Source organism: Micromonospora sp. L31 (assembly GCF_052068075.1).
GTDB classification, from domain to species: Bacteria; Actinomycetota; Actinomycetes; order Mycobacteriales; family Micromonosporaceae; genus Micromonospora; species Micromonospora purpureochromogenes.
On the sequence record NZ_JBQHDC010000010.1, the window covers coordinates 1 to 14,220 of the forward strand.

A 14,220-nucleotide genomic window follows, 5' to 3' on the forward strand; every position below is an offset into this window, starting at 1 on the left:
GAGTCGAAGCTGGAGAACCTGGGTCACCTGGGTGAGCGCAACGACCACGACTCGCAGGGCCTGTTCCAGCAGCGCCCCTCCAGCGGTTGGGGCACGGTTGAGCAGATCACCGACCCGGAGTACTCGACGATGGCGTTCCTGAAGGGTCTGAAGCAGGTCGACGGTTGGCAGGACATGCCGCTGACCAAGGCCGCGCAGACCGTGCAGGTCTCGGCCTACCCGGACCACTACGCCCAGTGGGAGAAGCAGGCCGCCGACCTGGTCGCCAAGCACTGGAACTGAGCGCGCTTCAACGACTGCTGATCGCATCTGAACGACACGCTGGCCGGCACCCCGAGCGGGGTGCCGGCCAGCGGCATATCGGCCCGGGAACCAGCCCCCTGTCCGAGCGAATCTTGGACACTTACCGTTCCGTCGGAACGACAACTGTCCAAGATCGCCCCGGACCAGACCCGACCACCCCTGTTGATCATGAGGTTGGCAGCGGTGAAGGAGATCCACTCCGCTGCCAACTTCATGATCAACGCATCTCGGTCGGGGGAGCGCGGCGCGGTCGGCGACGGCGGGCCCAGGGAGGGGTGTGGGGGCGCGAGGCCCGCGCGGAGGCTGTCGACGGCGGGGTGTGGCCCGCCGTGACCGGCGCAGGGATCAAGCCTGACCGCCCGGAGCCGGGCACGGCGGGCCACACCCCACCCACCGACCACCGCAACGCACGGGGCAGCGAGCGACACCGGCAACCGTTGCCTTCAAACGGCCAGCCCCAACCCAACGAGCCCCACCCGAAGAACGAGCCGCAAGCACCCGGCCAGCAGAAAGAGCAGGCTCGCACCCCCGGAGCGGTGATCCGTTCCGACCCGGGTTACGTACTGCCCGGCGGGGACCGTGAAAGGGGAGCACCATGGCGGAGCCGGACCGGCACGACCATCCGACGACAGAGGTCACGGGGGAGGGCCGGGAGCCGGTCGTCGTGGTGACCGGTGGGCCGCCGCCGGACGGTCCGTCCTGGCCGCGCGGCGCCCGCCTGCTGACCGCCGCCGCGATCGTGGTGCTGGCGCTGGGCGCGCTCGCGGTGACAGTCACCCTGGCCAACCCGGACCGGCTCGGCGTGGCCTTCTCCGGTGGACGGGGTGCCGCGCCGTCGGTCACCGTCGCCGCCGAGCCGGGCGGCGCGGGCGCGGTTGAGGCCGCACAGGCGGCGGAGGAGGCGCAGGCGGCCGCCGAGGAGAGCCTGACCGCGCCGGTGGCCGGCCGCCGTCGGGCGACGTTCGAGCTGGTCGACGGGGTGAGCGCGTTCCGGCTGCGTACCGCGGAACTCGGCGACGAGCTCTACCGGATCAGCAGCCCCGGTGACTCCGGGGTGGTGCCGCGGCCCGAGCTACTCGGGGACCGGGTCCGGTTGCGCCTTACCGCCAGCGGTCGGTCCGGGGCGGGATCGGTCGACGTGGTGCTCAACTCGCGGCTGGTGTGGCGGCTCCGCCTGGTGGGCGGGGTCAGCGCACACCAGCTCGACCTGGGGGAGGCCCGGCTGGCCGGGGTGGACCTGGTCGGCGGGGCGTCGCGCATCGACCTGAGTCTGCCGCCCACCGTCGGCACCCTGACGGTGCGGATGACCGGCGGCGTCAGCCAGTTCACGCTCCGGGCGCCGGGCGCGCCGCCGGTCCGGGTCCGCGCCGCCTCCGGCGCCGGCGGCGTCACCGTGTACGACGATCGGCACGACGGCCTCGCCGTCGGGGAGACGGTCAGCTCGCCGAACTGGGACCGCTCGGTCGACCGGATCTACGTCGACCTGGTGGGTGGCGCCAACCGGGTCACGATCGGCGCCGAGTAGGGGCGCGGGCCACCGACAGCGCCAACGCGATCAAGCGGCGCACCTGGAAGCGGCTGTGCTCCCCGGTCGAGAGCGCCGAAGCCGACGTTGATGCGCGCGGACCGGGATCACCGTACGGCCGGGCGAGCCGGGACGATGGCAGGGCGGCAGCGACGACGGTGGAGTGGACCACGGGAACCGGGCCACCCTCGGTGCGCGAGCCCACCGTCGGCATAGAGTCGGGCGGTGGACCGTACCGAATCGTTGCCGGCACAGACCCGACCGCCCGGCGTGGCCCCGGTCGATCCGGGCAGCGTGCTGCTGCCCGGCCACGACGTGCCGCTGGGGCGTTACACGACCGTGCGGCGGCTGCTGCCGCAGCGTCAGCGCCGGCTGGTCGGCGCGTGGTGCTTCGTCGACCACTTCGGCCCGGACGACGTCGCCGAGCGGCCCGGGATGGAGGTGCCGCCGCACCCGCACACCGGCCTGCAGACGGTCACCTGGCTGCTGGAGGGCGAGATCGTGCACCGGGACAGCCTCGGCAGCGTCCAGCCGATCCGCCCCGGCCAGCTCAACGTGATGACCTCGGGGCACGGCATCGCGCACTCCGAGCGGTCGCCCGCCACGCACCCGCCGGTGATGCACGGCGTGCAGCTGTGGGTGGCGCTGCCGGACCCGGCGCGGGCCGGCGCCGCCGACTTCGCCCACCACGCCGAGCTGCCCCGCTGGCGCGACGGCGAGCTCGACCTCACCCTGCTCGTCGGCGAGCTGCGCGGCGAACGTTCGCCGGCCGTGGTGCACACCCCGCTGCTCGGCGTCGAGCTCGAGGCCCGCGACGCGGCGACGGCGACGCTGCCGCTGCGACCCGATTTCGAGTACGGCCTGTTGGCGATGTCCGGCGCGGCGCAGGTCGACGGCCTGGACCTCGCCCCCGGCGCGCTGCTCTACCTGGGCGCCGGCCGGGACCGGCTGGACCTGCGGGCCGACGCGGGCAGCCGGCTGATGCTGCTCGGCGGTGAGCCGTTCGACGAGCCCCTGGTCATGTGGTGGAACTTCGTCGGCCGGTCGCACGAGGAGGTGGCCGCCGCCCGGGAGGACTGGATGGCCGGCCGGCGGTTCGGGGTCGTCGCCGACGACGCTGCCCCGCCGCTGCCCGCCCCGGAGATGCCGACCACCCGGCTCAAGGCGCGCGACCGGCGCGGCGACGTCCGGGGCTGACCGGCAGGCGTGTCCTGCGTCGGGGCGGGTAGTCGCGGGGCATGACCCGCAGTGTGATGACCGAGGACAGGAAGACCGAGGACAGGAAGACCGAGGACAGGAAGCGGCTGGTACGTCGGCTCGCCGGCGCCGGCCGTGGTTTCGCCGAGCAGTACGGCTTCCGGGTGACCAACAACCCGTCGAGTCTGTTCCAGCTGCTCTGCCTGGCCGTGCTGCTGGCCCGCCGGGGTGACTTCCGGCGTGCCCTGGACAGTGCCCACGCCCTGCCTGACAACGGCTGGGACAGCGCCGCCCGGCTGGCCCGCTCGCTGCACGCCGACCGGACCCGCGTGCTGCGCGAGGCCGGTCAGCGCGGCGACGTCGACGAGCTGGCGAATCTCCTGGGCGACCTGGCCCGTACCGTCGTCGAGCGGTACCGGGGCGACCTGCGCCGGTTGCGCGCGTCGGCCGGGCACGACCCGGGTCGGGAGCGGGCGCTGCTCACCGAACTGCCCGGAGTGGACGACACGGTCGCCGACCTGTTCCTGCGCGAGACGCAGGCGCTGTGGCGGGAGGTCGCGCCGGTGGCGGACAAGCGGGCGTTGACCGCCGCCCGCCGGCTGGGGCTCGGGCGTTCCGCCGACGACCTGGCCGAGCTGGCCGGCAGCGGCGAGTCGGAGCGGTTGGCGTGGCTGGTCGGCGCGCTGGCCCGGGTCGACCTGGAGCAGCGGTACGCCGAGGTGACCCGCTGAGCCACGGGTGCCGTGGCCCACAGTCTTGGCAAAATCAGCCGTACGGGTGATGTCGTATCGTATGATGATCGTGGCAGCGATGCCCGCCCGGTTCGGGCGAACATCCACCGCTTGGCGGTACGCGACCCGGTTCGGGCGTGGACCCGCCAGGGACAGGTACGCGTGGCGCCCCAGGTCGCGGTTCGTGACCCGGGGCGCCCGCCTGTTTCCCCTCGCCGAGCCTCGGACTTCACCGGGCCAACGTGGCCAGCAGGTTCACCGTCGCGGCGATGATGATCGCCCCGAACAGGTACGACAGCAGCGCGTGCCCCAGCACCGTCCGGCGCATCTCGTGGCTGGTCAGGTTGGTGTCGGAGACCTGGAACGTGGCCCCGATGGTGAACGCCACGTACGCGAAGTCGAGATAGCAGGGCTTGCCGGGCTGGTGGAAGTCCACCCCACCGTCCGGGCCGGTGTAGTAGATCCGCGCGTACCGGGCGGTGTAGACGGTGTGCACCACGCACCAGGACAGCAGCACGCTGGCCATGGCGAGCGCGCCCGAGGCGTCCCGGTACACGCCCGGCTGCGCGGTACGCGCGTTGGTCAGCACCAGCGCGACCGCCAGCAGACTGGCCAGGCAGGCGATCAGCAGCAGGACGTCCCGGACGGCCCGGTTGGGGTCCTCGTACACGGCCAGCGCCGCGGTGCGCCCGGCGTCCAGCGGCCAGAGCGTCCGCCAGACCAGCAGCAGCCAGCACAACGCTGCGGCGTCCCAGCCCACCAGCGGAGCCAGGCCGGGGGAGACCAGCGCGGCGAACAGCCCGCCGGCGCACAACCCGACCACGCCCATCACGGTGAGCTGGACGGCGGCCGGGGTGTGCCCGTGCGGCGTCCGACCGGTCACGGGTGGTACCTCGGCGGCCCGGTGGCTGCCCGCACCGCGCGCCGGCGGTTCAGATGCGGCGCAGGTGCTGCGAGACCCGCGTGTGGCGCTCCCGCTCCTGCGCGGCCCGCTGCGAGGGGCTCAGCTCCGGGGCGGCGTCGATGGCGGCGGAACGGGCCACCTCGTTGCCGTTGGCGTAGTCCACCGGCGGCAGCGCGCGCAACGCCTTGAGCACCTCCGGCGGGGCGCCCTCCCGTTCCGCCTCGCGCACCACGTCGTCCTTCTCCGCCGGGTAGTCCAGGCTGGACAGGTACTGCAGGACGTCGGTGTAACTCGCCATGGCGTGAGCTCCCTCGCCGCCTCGATCCGGTCACGACCGGCGGCGGTTACCCGTCCGGCCCCGGGTCACGCGCCGACCGGCCAGGAAATCGGCGCCGTTTCCGACGCCGCGGGCCGGGTACCCGACCCGTCCGACCCGAAGGGAGCGCGCCCCGATGAACTACGACACCTTCGTCGACCAGGTCGCCCGGCGGACCCGGACCGGCTCCGAGCAGGCCGTGCGGCTGACCCGCGCGACGCTGGAGACCCTCGCCGAGCGGCTCACCGGCGGGGAGGTGCTCGACCTCGCCAGCCAGTTGCCCGCGCCGTTGCAGCTGGTCCTCAAGCCCGGCCCGAGCATCGAGGCGGCCCAGCGGTTCGGCGCCGCCGAGTTCGTCGCCCGGGTCGCGCAACGGGCCGAGATCGACGAGACCGCCGCCCGGGAGGCCGTCCGGGCGGTCTTCACCACCCTGCGGGAGGCGCTCACCGGCGGCGAGTTCGACGACGTGGTGACCCAGCTGCCGCGCGACTACCGGCAGATGGTGGAGCCGGCGCTCACCCCCGGCGGGAGCGTGCTGCGCCGCGCCTGAGCCGGGGGACGGGACGGCTCAGGCCACCGCGCCGGCGGCCCGCAGGGCGGCGACCCGCTCGGCGTCGAAGCCGGCCTCGGCCAGCAGTTCGTCGGTGTGCTCACCGGGTCGGGGCGGGGGCCGGCGGACGGAGGTCGGGGTCGCGGAGAACCGGGGCGCCGGTGCCGGCTGGGTCACCCCGGCGTGTTCCACGAACGTGCCCCGCGCCCGCAGGTGCGGGTGCTCCGGCGCCTCGCGCCAGTCCAGCACCGGCGCCGCGCAGGCGTCCGAGCCGGCCAGCAGCTCGGCCCACTCGTCCCGGGTACGGGTGCGGAACAGCCGCGCCCACGCCTCGCGCAGCGCCGGCCAGTTGGCCGGGTCGTTCCGGTCGGGGGCCTCGTCGCCGGCGAGCGGGAAGCCGGTGAGCCGGACCAGTTCGTCGTAGAAGCGCGGCTCCAGGGCCCCGACGGCGAGGTGCCGCCCGTCGGCGCACTCGTACGTGTCGTAGAACGGCGCGCCGCCGTCGAGCAGGTTGACCCCGCGCGGGTCCTGCCACATGCCGAGCTGGCGCAGCGCGTGGATCTGGGTGCTGAGCACCGACACGCCGTCCACGATGGCGGCGTCGACCACCTGGCCGGGGGCGCCGGCCCGGACGGCGTAGAGGGCGGCCACGATGCCGAGGGCCAGCATCATCCCGCCGCCGCCGAAGTCGCCGAGCAGGTTCATCGGCGGCACCGGGCCCTCCCCGGCCCGGCCGATGCCGTGCAGCGCCCCGGTCAGCGCCAGGTAGTCGATGTCGTGGCCGGCGGTGTGCGCGTACGGGCCGTCCTGGCCCCAGCCGGTCATCCGCCCGTACACCAGGCGAGGGTTGACCGCGAGGCACTCCCGCGGGCCCAGGCCCAGGCGTTCGGTCACCCCGGGCCGGTACCCCTCGATCAGGGCGTCCGCGCCGCGCACCAGGGCCAGCACCACCTCGCGCCCGGCGTCGGACTTCAGGTCCACCGCGACCGAGCGGCGGTTGCGGTTGAGCAGGTCCTCCGGGGGGCTGAGCAGGTCGGCCGGGGTGGTGCGGTCGACCCGGACCACGTCGGCGCCGAGGTCGGCGAGCATCATCGCGGTGAACGGGCCGGGGCCGATGCCGGCCAGCTCGACCACGCGTACGCCGGTGAGGGGGCCGACCCGGGCAGTGGGGGCGTCGTCGGTCATCGCGTCACCATAGGCCCACCGGCTTCCCACGTCCCACCCCCGACCCCGCCGATCGCCCGACATCCAGCGGTTGACCAGGGCAACCAGGGCCGGCCGGACTTGGCGTACGCAGTGAGCCCGGCCTAACCTTGGCGCACGAGGGGAGTACTTCCCACGAACCATTCCGGTCAGTACGGCGGGCCCGGGCTCGCCTCGGGTGGTTGCCCGCGAAAGCGCGGGTGAAGGAGACCTCGAACATGGCACCGTGTTCGAGGAGGCTCCATGAGCGGATCGTCGTATCTGTCTGCCGCCGAGTTGTCGTCGGTGGGCTCGCCTACCCTCTGGGCGGTCACCATTGTCGGCGTGCTGGTCCTGCTGGTGCTGGACTTCCTGGTCACCCGGCGCCCGCACGAGGTGTCCATGCGGGAGGCGCTGGGCTGGTCGGCGTTCTACATCGCGCTGCCGTTGGCCTTCGGCGCCTGGATCTGGTCGCGGTTCGGCTCCCAGCAGGGCGTGGAGTACCTCACCGGTTACCTGGTCGAGAAGTCCCTCTCGGTCGACAACCTGTTCGTCTTCATGCTGCTGCTGGCCGCGTTCGCGGTGCCCGCGGCGCTGGCCCAGCGGGTGCTGCTCTACGGCATCGCCGGCGCGCTGGTGCTGCGCGCGGTCTTCATCGCCCTCGGCGCCGCCGCCCTGCAGACCCTGGACTTCGCCTTCCTGCTCTTCGGCCTCATCCTGCTCGTCACCGCGATCAAGCTGCTGCGCGACGCCCTCTCCGGGCACGAGCAGGAGGTCGACATCAACAAGATGCGGTCGGTCCGGCTGCTGCGCAAGGTGATGCCGGTGGTCGACGACTACCACGGCACCCGGATGACCATCCGGCAGCAGGGCCGCCGGGCGCTCACCCCGTTCGCCCTGGTCGTGGTCGCGGTGCTGGCCACCGACATCGTCTTCGCCGTCGACTCGGTGCCGGCCGTCTACGGCATCACCGAGGACCCGTACCTGGTCTTCGCCACCAACGCCTTCGCCCTGCTCGGCCTGCGCGCGCTCTACTTCGTCCTGCACGCCGCGCTGAGCCGGCTGGTGCACCTCAGCTACGGCCTGGCGATCATCCTCGCCTTCATCGGTGTGAAGCTCGGCCTGCACTGGGCACACGGCATCTGGTCCGGCGTACCGGAGATCCCGACGCTGGCCTCCCTGGGCGTGATCATCGGCGTGCTGATCGTCGTCACCGTCACCAGCCTGCGCGCCACCCGCGACCAGGTCCCCGGCGAGCCGGAAGTCGTCTCCGAGCGGCGCTGACCCCTTCAGCCGGGGCGGGGGTACGGCCGAACGCCCCCGGCGGGGGCGCCGCCAGTGGTACGACTGAGGGGTGGGAATCGTGTCACCGGGCTTCCAGGGCCGGCGCCGCTCGAGCGGGCCGGCCCTGCCGCCCGGGCAGTACCTGACGGAGGACTTCCCGGTGCTCTCGGCGGGTCCGACGCCGCGGGTGCCGGTGGACACCTGGGAGTTCGTGCTCAGCACCGAGACCGGCACCGAGTTCCGCTGGACCTGGGACGAGATGGCCGGGTTGCCGCAGGAGAACCTGACGGTCGACATCCACTGCGTCACCCACTGGACCAAGCTCGGCACCAGCTGGCAGGGCGTGTCGCTGGACACCCTGCTCGACGGCCTCGACACCACCGCCCGGTACGCGCTGGCCCACTCCTACGGCGGCTACACCACCAACCTGCCCCTGGACGACCTGCGCGGCGGGCGGGCCTGGCTGGTGCACACGTACGAGGGCGGGCCGCTGCCGGCCGAGCACGGCGGTCCGGCCCGGCTGCTCGTGCCGCACCTCTATTTCTGGAAGTCGGCGAAGTGGGTGCGCGGCATCCGCCTGCTGGTCGACGACCACCCCGGCTTCTGGGAGACCGCGGGGTACCACGACTACGGCGACCCGTGGCGCGAGCAGCGCTACGCCGGCGATTGAGCGCCCCGCTTTCCTGGCGGGTGGCCCGGCTGGTGGAGCGCCGGGTCGAGACCCCGTCCGCGCACACCCTGGTCCTGGAGGCGCCGGGCTGGCCCGCGCACGTCGCCGGGCAGCACGTCGACATCCGGCTGACCGCCGAGGACGGCTACCAGGCGGCCCGGTCGTACTCGCTGGCGGCGCCGGCCGACGGCGACCGGATCGCGCTGACCGTGCAGCGGGTGGACGACGGCGAGGTGTCGCCGTACCTGCTCGACACCTACGCCGAGGGCGACCCGATCGAGGTGCGCGGCCCGCTCGGCGGGTACTTCGTCTGGCGCCCCGACGAGACCGCGCCGGTGCTGCTGGTCGGCGGGGGCTCCGGGGTGGTGCCGCTGATGGCCATGGTCCGGGCCCGGCGCGCCGCCGGCAGCCGGACGCCGTTCCGGCTGATCTACTCCGTCCGCACCCCGGCCGACGTGCTGTACGCCGACGAACTGCGCACCCGGGCCCGCGACGACCAGGGCCTGGACGTGGCGTACGTGTACACCCGGGAGGCGCCCGACGGGTGGCGGGGCGCGCCGCACCGGATCGGCCTGGCCGACGTGAACACCCACGGCTGGCCGCCCGACCTCGAACCGCTCTGCTACGTCTGCGGCTCCACCGGCTTCGTGGAGACCGTGGCGGACCTGCTGGTGGGGCTGGGTCACCAGAGCCGGCGGGTGCGTACCGAACGGTTCGGCCCCACCGCGTGAACGCCCGAGGAGGCCCGATGACCGATATGTCCTACGTGGACGGCAACATGCTCGACGGTCCGCTGCGCGAGTTGTTCGCCGTCGACCTGAGCCCCGCGACCTCACGTTGCCAGTCGTGCGGGTCGCTCGGCCCGCTGGCCGGGCTGCACGTCTTCTCCCACGCGCCCGGGCTGGTCGGCCGCTGCCCGGTCTGCTCCGGGGTGATCCTGCGGCTGGTCCGGGCGCCCGACCGGGCCTGGCTGGACCTGCGGGGCGCCACCTTCCTCGAGGTGCCGATGCCGGCCGAGCCCACCTACCACCGCCCGGGCTGAGGCCGGGGGCGGTCGGCGCGTTCCGCTCGGGACCCCGGATTCCGGTTGGACAAGACCCGCCGTCGGGACCAGAGTCGTCGGGCGTGAGATACCTGCGCAGCGCCGGCCCGGTCGGCATCCGACGCCCGCGTCCCGCCGACGAGGCCGAGTTCGTCGCCGCGGCCCGCCGCAGCCGCGACCTGCACCACCCCTGGCTGACCGCCCCCGACACCGCCGAGAAGTTCGCCGCGTACCTGGCCAAGGCACGCCGCCGCGACCAGCAGAGCTTCCTCATCTGCGACCGGCCCGGCGGCGGGATCGCCGGCTACGTCAACATCAGCGGCATCATCATGGGTCCGCTGCGCGGCGGCTTCCTGGGTTACGCCGCGTTCCTGCCCTACAGCGGGACCGGGCACGCCTCGGCCGGCATCGGGCTGGTGCTGGCGCACGCCTTCGACACGTTGGGTCTGCACCGGGTGGAGGCGAACATCCAGCCGGGCAACGAGCCGTCCCGGCGGGTGGCCCGCAAGCTGGGCTTCCGGCTGGAGGGCTTCTCGCCGGACTACCTCTTCATCGACGGGGCGTGGCGCGACCACGAGCGCTGGGCGGTCACCGCCCGGGCCTGACCGGTGCCCGGTCGGGAGGTTGCCACTGCGGCGACGCGGCGCCTGCGGGGCCGGCGTGCTGGTACGCCGGCCCCGCGAAGCGTGACAGAACCCGTCAGCTCCCCGGCCGGGGGAACGCCACCGGGCTGCGGTGGCCGTCCCGGTCGACGGCCCGCACGCCGAAGAAGACGTTGTCCTTGGACAGGTCCACGGTCACCTCGGTGACGTCGCCGACCGGGATCACCCGCTGCCACTCGGCGGCGGTGGTCTCCCGCCACACCACCTCGTACCCGGCCAGGTCCGGCTCGTCGCCGCGCTGCCAGCGCAGCGTGGTGTCGTTGGTGAGGTTGGTCGTCACGATGGTGGCGCCCTTCGGGGTGCCCGGCGCCTGGGCGAGCGACCAGAGCACCGCGCCGTTGACCAGGGCGACCCGGGTGATGTAGTCGAAGTCGCAGAACTCCGGCAGGTCCCCGTACTGCACGCCGTCGACCAGCCGGACGTCCTGGTGCTGGTGGGCGAAGTCCTCGTTGGGCTCGGTGAACCGGCCGGCCGGCCAGCCCTCGCGCAGGAACGAGATGTGGTCGCTGCCGCGCAGGTAGCGGTCCCGCCGGTAGATCACCCGTACCCGCATCCCGGTGGCGCCGTTCTCGGCGACGTCGCTGACGAACCGGGCGAGCTGCCGCGACGGGGAGTCGTTCTCCCCGCCGACCGACTGCCGGGTGCTCGCCTCCGCCGGGGTCTCCGCGGTCGGCACCCCTTCGGCGAAGAGCCGGACGGCGCGCGGGTCGCGGGTGCCGTCGTCGGCCGTGCTGGACCCGATGATGTCGTTGCTGAACATCCCCTGCACGTCGACGCCGGCGGCCTTGAGCTGCTTCGCCAGGTACGCCGAGCCGTACAGGCCCTGCTCCTCGCCGGCAACGGCGGCCAGGACGATGGTCGCCTCGCTGCGTCGGGTGGCCAGCACCCGGGCCAGCTCCATCAGCACCGCCACGCCGGAGGCGTCGTCGTCCGCGCCCGGGGCGTCGCTGACCGCGTCCATGACGTCGGTGGCGCGCGAGTCGTAGTGACCGGTGATGACGTAGACCCGGTTGGGGCTGACATCGCCGCGCAGGGTGGCGACCACGTTGGTGATCCGGGTGGCGACCGGGATGCGCGGGGCCGGCTCCTGCACGTAGGACTGGAGTTCCACGGTCATCCGGCCGCCGGAGGCGGCGGCGTACCCGGAGAGCTGCTCGAAGATCCAGTCCCGGGCGGCCCCGATGCCCCGGACCGGGTCGTCCTGGCGGGAGAGGGTGTGCCGGGTGCCGAAGGCGGCGAGCCGGCGGACGATGGCCTCGATCCGGTCGCGGTCCACCTCCCGCAGCAGGGCGCGCAGCTCGCGGTCCGGGGTCTGGGGTCGGGCCGGGTGGCCGGGCCCGGCGGGCCCGGCGGCCTGCGCCGCGGTCGGCCCGATGGTCAGCGGTACGGCGACGGTGGCGGCGGTCGCGACGGCGGAGGCGGACAGGAAGGTGCGGCGGGTGGACCTCGTGGGCCGGCCGCCGGTGCTCTCGTGTGCTCCCATGACGGCATCCTCGTCACCGGATGGGTGATCTGTCCATATCTATCGTCGTGGATCGTTCGGATTCACCCGGTGCGGGTGATGCCGGCCCACCTCGGCGTTCTTACGGTGGATGACATGCCTGCCGTGCGACCCACCCCGGCCGACCCCACCCCCGGTGTGCGCACCGAGGCCCGGGAGGCCGGCAACCAGCGGGCCATGCCGCCCGAACTCGGCCCCGGCTCGCTCGCGGTGCTCAGCGGGCCCACCTTCATGTACTCCGACCAGAGCGGTGACGTGCCGCCGGGCAGCATCGGTGGCCTGGTGCACCTGGACACCCGACTGCTCAGCGGATGGGTGCTCACCGTCAACGGCGCCCGGCTGCTGGTGCTGCGCGCCGAGACCATCGACCACTACTCGGCGCAGTACGTGCTGACCAACCCCGAGCTGCCCGGCCTGCCCCCGGACAGCATGGGCATCCGGCGGCTGCGCTACGTCGGCGACGGCTTCCACGAGCGGGTGGAGATGTTCTCCTTCCGGCCGGAACCGGTCCGGGTGCAGCTGCGGCTGGCGGTCGCCGCGGACTTCGCCGACCTGTTCGAGGTGAAGTCAGTCGTGCGGGACCGCTCCGCGCGCATCACCCGCGACCACCAGCCCGGCGAGCTGTGCTTCTCCTACGCCGGAGACGGGTTCGGCGCGGAGACCCGCGTCCGGTGCTCGGTGCCCGCCGACCGGCTCGAGGGCGACGAGCTGGTGTGGGACTTCACGCTGCCGTCGCGCGAGGGCTGGAAGGTCGACCTGCACGTGCCCCTGCCGCCGGGGCTCGGCGTGGTGGAGCCGGTCCGGGGCGACATCGCCGACGTCATCCACCGGCGGGCGGACGACCCGCTGCGCCGGTGGACGGTCGAGCGGGCGGTGCTGACCAGCGACAACCCGGCGTTGGAACGGACCGCCCGGCGCTCCCGGGACGATGTGTCGGCGCTCCGACTCGACCTGGAGGTCAAGGGACAGCGGATCATGCTGCCCGGCGCCGGGCTGCCCTGGTTCCTCACCGTCTTCGGCCGGGACACCCTGATCACCGCTTACCAGACCCTGGTCGCCGGCCCGGCCCTGGCCAAGGGGGCACTGCTCGGGTTGGCTCGGCTGCAGGGGAACGAGTGCGACGACTTCACCGACGAGGAACCCGGCAAGATCCTGCACGAGGTGCGCAGCGGCGAGCTGACCCGCACCGGCACGAAGCCGTACGGGCCCTACTACGGCACGGCCGACGCCACCCAGCTCTGGCTGATCCTGCTCTCCGAGTACTGGCGGTGGACGCGCGACGACGAGACCGTCCGGATGCTGCGCGAGAACGCGCTGGCCGCGCTGCGCTGGATCGACGAGTACGGCGACCGGGACGGCGACGGCTACGTCGAGTACGCCACCCGCTCGCCGGAGGGGCTGGGCAACCAGTGCTGGCGGGACTCGCCGGACGGGGTCTGTTTCGCCGACGGGCGGATCCCCGTGCTGCCGGTGGCCACCTGCGACCTGCAGGGCTACACGTACGACGCCAAGATGCGGCTCGCGGAGCTGGCCGACTGGCCGTTGGCCGACCGGGGCCTGGCCCGTCGGCTGCGCGCCGACGCGGCGGACCTGTACGAGCGGTTCAACCGCGACTTCTGGATCCCGGAGCGGGGCGGCTACTACGCGGTCGGCCTGGACGGCGACAAGAACCGGATCGACTCCAAGACCTCGAACATGGGGCATCTGCTGTGGAGCGGCATCGTCCCGCCCGATCGCGCGGAGGCGGTGGTCCGCCAGCTGATGTCCGACGACATGTTCTCCGGCTGGGGCATCCGTACCCTGTCCCGGGAGGAGCGGCTCTACAACGCCCTCGGGTACCACCTCGGCACGGTCTGGCCGCACGACAACTCCCTGGCCGCGCTCGGCCTGGTCCGCTACGGCTACCGCGAGGAGGCCAACCGGATCTGTGTGGCCCTGATCGAGGCCGCCGAGCAGTTCGACTACCGGCTGCCCGAGGCGATGAGCGGGTTCGACCGCGAGCGCCTGCTCTTCGCCGTGCCGTACCCGACCGCGTGCAGCCCACAGGCGTGGGCGGCCGGCACCCCGCTGGCGCTGATCCGGGCCATGCTGGACCTCCAACCCGTGGACGGGCGGCTGACGGTGAACCCGGACATCCCGCCGGAGATCGGACGGATCGCCAGCGAGCGGATCCGCGCCTTCGGCCACTGCTGGGAGATCGAGGCGGTGGGGCGCAGCGGGTACGTCCGGCTCAGCGCCGCCTGACCGACCCGCGCTGCCGCCGCGCCGGTCGCTGCCCCGGCCGCGCTGCCGCCCCTCAGGTCGCTGCCCCCGGCGCGCTGCCGCCGTGCCGCCACGCAGGTCGCGGCCCCGG

The 14,220-nt window shown here is 73.6% G+C and carries 14 protein-coding genes and 1 pseudogene; 11 read left to right on the plus strand and 4 right to left on the minus strand.

The window, feature by feature from the left end:
* The 4 genes and pseudogenes from ACTMS9_RS23900 to ACTMS9_RS23915 all read left to right on the plus strand — a co-directional run.
* Window positions 1–282, plus strand: a pseudogene (locus ACTMS9_RS23900) (hypothetical protein); the annotation flags it as partial.
* A 616-nt stretch (window positions 283–898) separates the two neighbouring features.
* Window positions 899–1,828: a hypothetical protein gene (locus ACTMS9_RS23905; protein WP_441166068.1), complete on the plus strand. Its 930-nt coding sequence runs from the start codon at window positions 899–901 to the stop codon at window positions 1,826–1,828.
* 225 nt (window positions 1,829–2,053) lie between these two features.
* Window positions 2,054–3,025: a pirin family protein gene (locus ACTMS9_RS23910; protein ID WP_280837675.1), complete on the plus strand. Its 972-nt coding sequence runs from the start codon at window positions 2,054–2,056 to the stop codon at window positions 3,023–3,025.
* 41 nt (window positions 3,026–3,066) lie between these two features.
* Window positions 3,067–3,756, plus strand: coding sequence for a hypothetical protein (locus tag ACTMS9_RS23915; RefSeq protein WP_441166069.1), 690 nt, complete (start codon window positions 3,067–3,069; stop codon window positions 3,754–3,756).
* 229 nt (window positions 3,757–3,985) lie between these two features.
* Here ACTMS9_RS23915 and ACTMS9_RS23920 read toward each other — a convergent pair whose 3' ends face one another.
* Together ACTMS9_RS23920 and ACTMS9_RS23925 are read right to left on the minus strand one after the other, a co-directional pair.
* Window positions 3,986–4,639: a DUF1345 domain-containing protein gene (locus tag ACTMS9_RS23920; RefSeq protein WP_280837673.1), complete on the minus strand. Its 654-nt coding sequence runs from the start codon at window positions 4,637–4,639 to the stop codon at window positions 3,986–3,988.
* 49 nt (window positions 4,640–4,688) lie between these two features.
* Window positions 4,689–4,958 carry a DUF2795 domain-containing protein gene (locus ACTMS9_RS23925; RefSeq protein WP_210777755.1) on the minus strand — a complete coding sequence of 90 codons (270 nt, stop codon included), beginning with the start codon at window positions 4,956–4,958 and terminating at the stop codon, window positions 4,689–4,691.
* 154 nt (window positions 4,959–5,112) lie between these two features.
* On the opposite strand from ACTMS9_RS23925, the gene ACTMS9_RS23930 reads away from it, so the two are divergent.
* Entirely contained in the window at window positions 5,113–5,526 is a 414-nt protein-coding gene (locus ACTMS9_RS23930; RefSeq protein WP_441148265.1) for a DUF2267 domain-containing protein, read from the plus strand.
* Window positions 5,527–5,544: 18 nt separating this feature from the next.
* Here the strand turns inward: ACTMS9_RS23930 and ACTMS9_RS23935 are convergent, their stop codons facing one another.
* Window positions 5,545–6,711 carry a CaiB/BaiF CoA transferase family protein gene (locus ACTMS9_RS23935; RefSeq protein ID WP_441166070.1) on the minus strand — a complete coding sequence of 389 codons (1,167 nt, stop codon included), beginning with the start codon at window positions 6,709–6,711 and terminating at the stop codon, window positions 5,545–5,547.
* A gap of 261 nt (window positions 6,712–6,972) precedes the next feature.
* Between ACTMS9_RS23935 and ACTMS9_RS23940 the strand changes: the two genes are divergently transcribed.
* The 5 genes from ACTMS9_RS23940 to ACTMS9_RS23960 all read left to right on the plus strand — a co-directional run bounded on the left by ACTMS9_RS23940 (window position 6,973) and on the right by ACTMS9_RS23960 (window position 10,309).
* Entirely contained in the window at window positions 6,973–7,992 is a 1,020-nt protein-coding gene (locus ACTMS9_RS23940; RefSeq protein ID WP_441166071.1) for a TerC/Alx family metal homeostasis membrane protein, read from the plus strand.
* A gap of 79 nt (window positions 7,993–8,071) precedes the next feature.
* Window positions 8,072–8,662 carry a sulfite oxidase-like oxidoreductase gene (locus ACTMS9_RS23945; protein WP_441166152.1) on the plus strand — a complete coding sequence of 197 codons (591 nt, stop codon included), beginning with the start codon at window positions 8,072–8,074 and terminating at the stop codon, window positions 8,660–8,662.
* Complete coding sequence (locus tag ACTMS9_RS23950) at window positions 8,659–9,393, plus strand: ferredoxin reductase (protein ID WP_441148262.1); 735 nt, start codon at window positions 8,659–8,661, stop codon at window positions 9,391–9,393. The genes ACTMS9_RS23945 and ACTMS9_RS23950 overlap by 4 nt, the downstream gene beginning before the upstream one ends.
* Window positions 9,394–9,410: 17 nt before the next feature.
* Window positions 9,411–9,704, plus strand: coding sequence for a DUF6510 family protein (locus ACTMS9_RS23955; RefSeq protein ID WP_357614762.1), 294 nt, complete (start codon window positions 9,411–9,413; stop codon window positions 9,702–9,704).
* Window positions 9,705–9,787: 83 nt separating this feature from the next.
* Window positions 9,788–10,309 (plus strand): GNAT family N-acetyltransferase, encoded by a 522-nt coding sequence (locus tag ACTMS9_RS23960; RefSeq protein ID WP_441166072.1) that lies wholly within the window; start codon window positions 9,788–9,790, stop codon window positions 10,307–10,309.
* 94 nt (window positions 10,310–10,403) lie between these two features.
* Here the strand turns inward: ACTMS9_RS23960 and ACTMS9_RS23965 are convergent, their stop codons facing one another.
* Window positions 10,404–11,849 carry a M20/M25/M40 family metallo-hydrolase gene (locus ACTMS9_RS23965; RefSeq protein ID WP_441166073.1) on the minus strand — a complete coding sequence of 482 codons (1,446 nt, stop codon included), beginning with the start codon at window positions 11,847–11,849 and terminating at the stop codon, window positions 10,404–10,406.
* 114 nt (window positions 11,850–11,963) lie between these two features.
* On the opposite strand from ACTMS9_RS23965, the gene ACTMS9_RS23970 reads away from it, so the two are divergent.
* A complete protein-coding gene (locus tag ACTMS9_RS23970; RefSeq protein ID WP_441148259.1) occupies window positions 11,964–14,111 on the plus strand; it encodes an amylo-alpha-1,6-glucosidase in 2,148 nt (715 codons plus the stop codon).
* Window positions 14,112–14,220 lie beyond the last annotated feature (109 nt).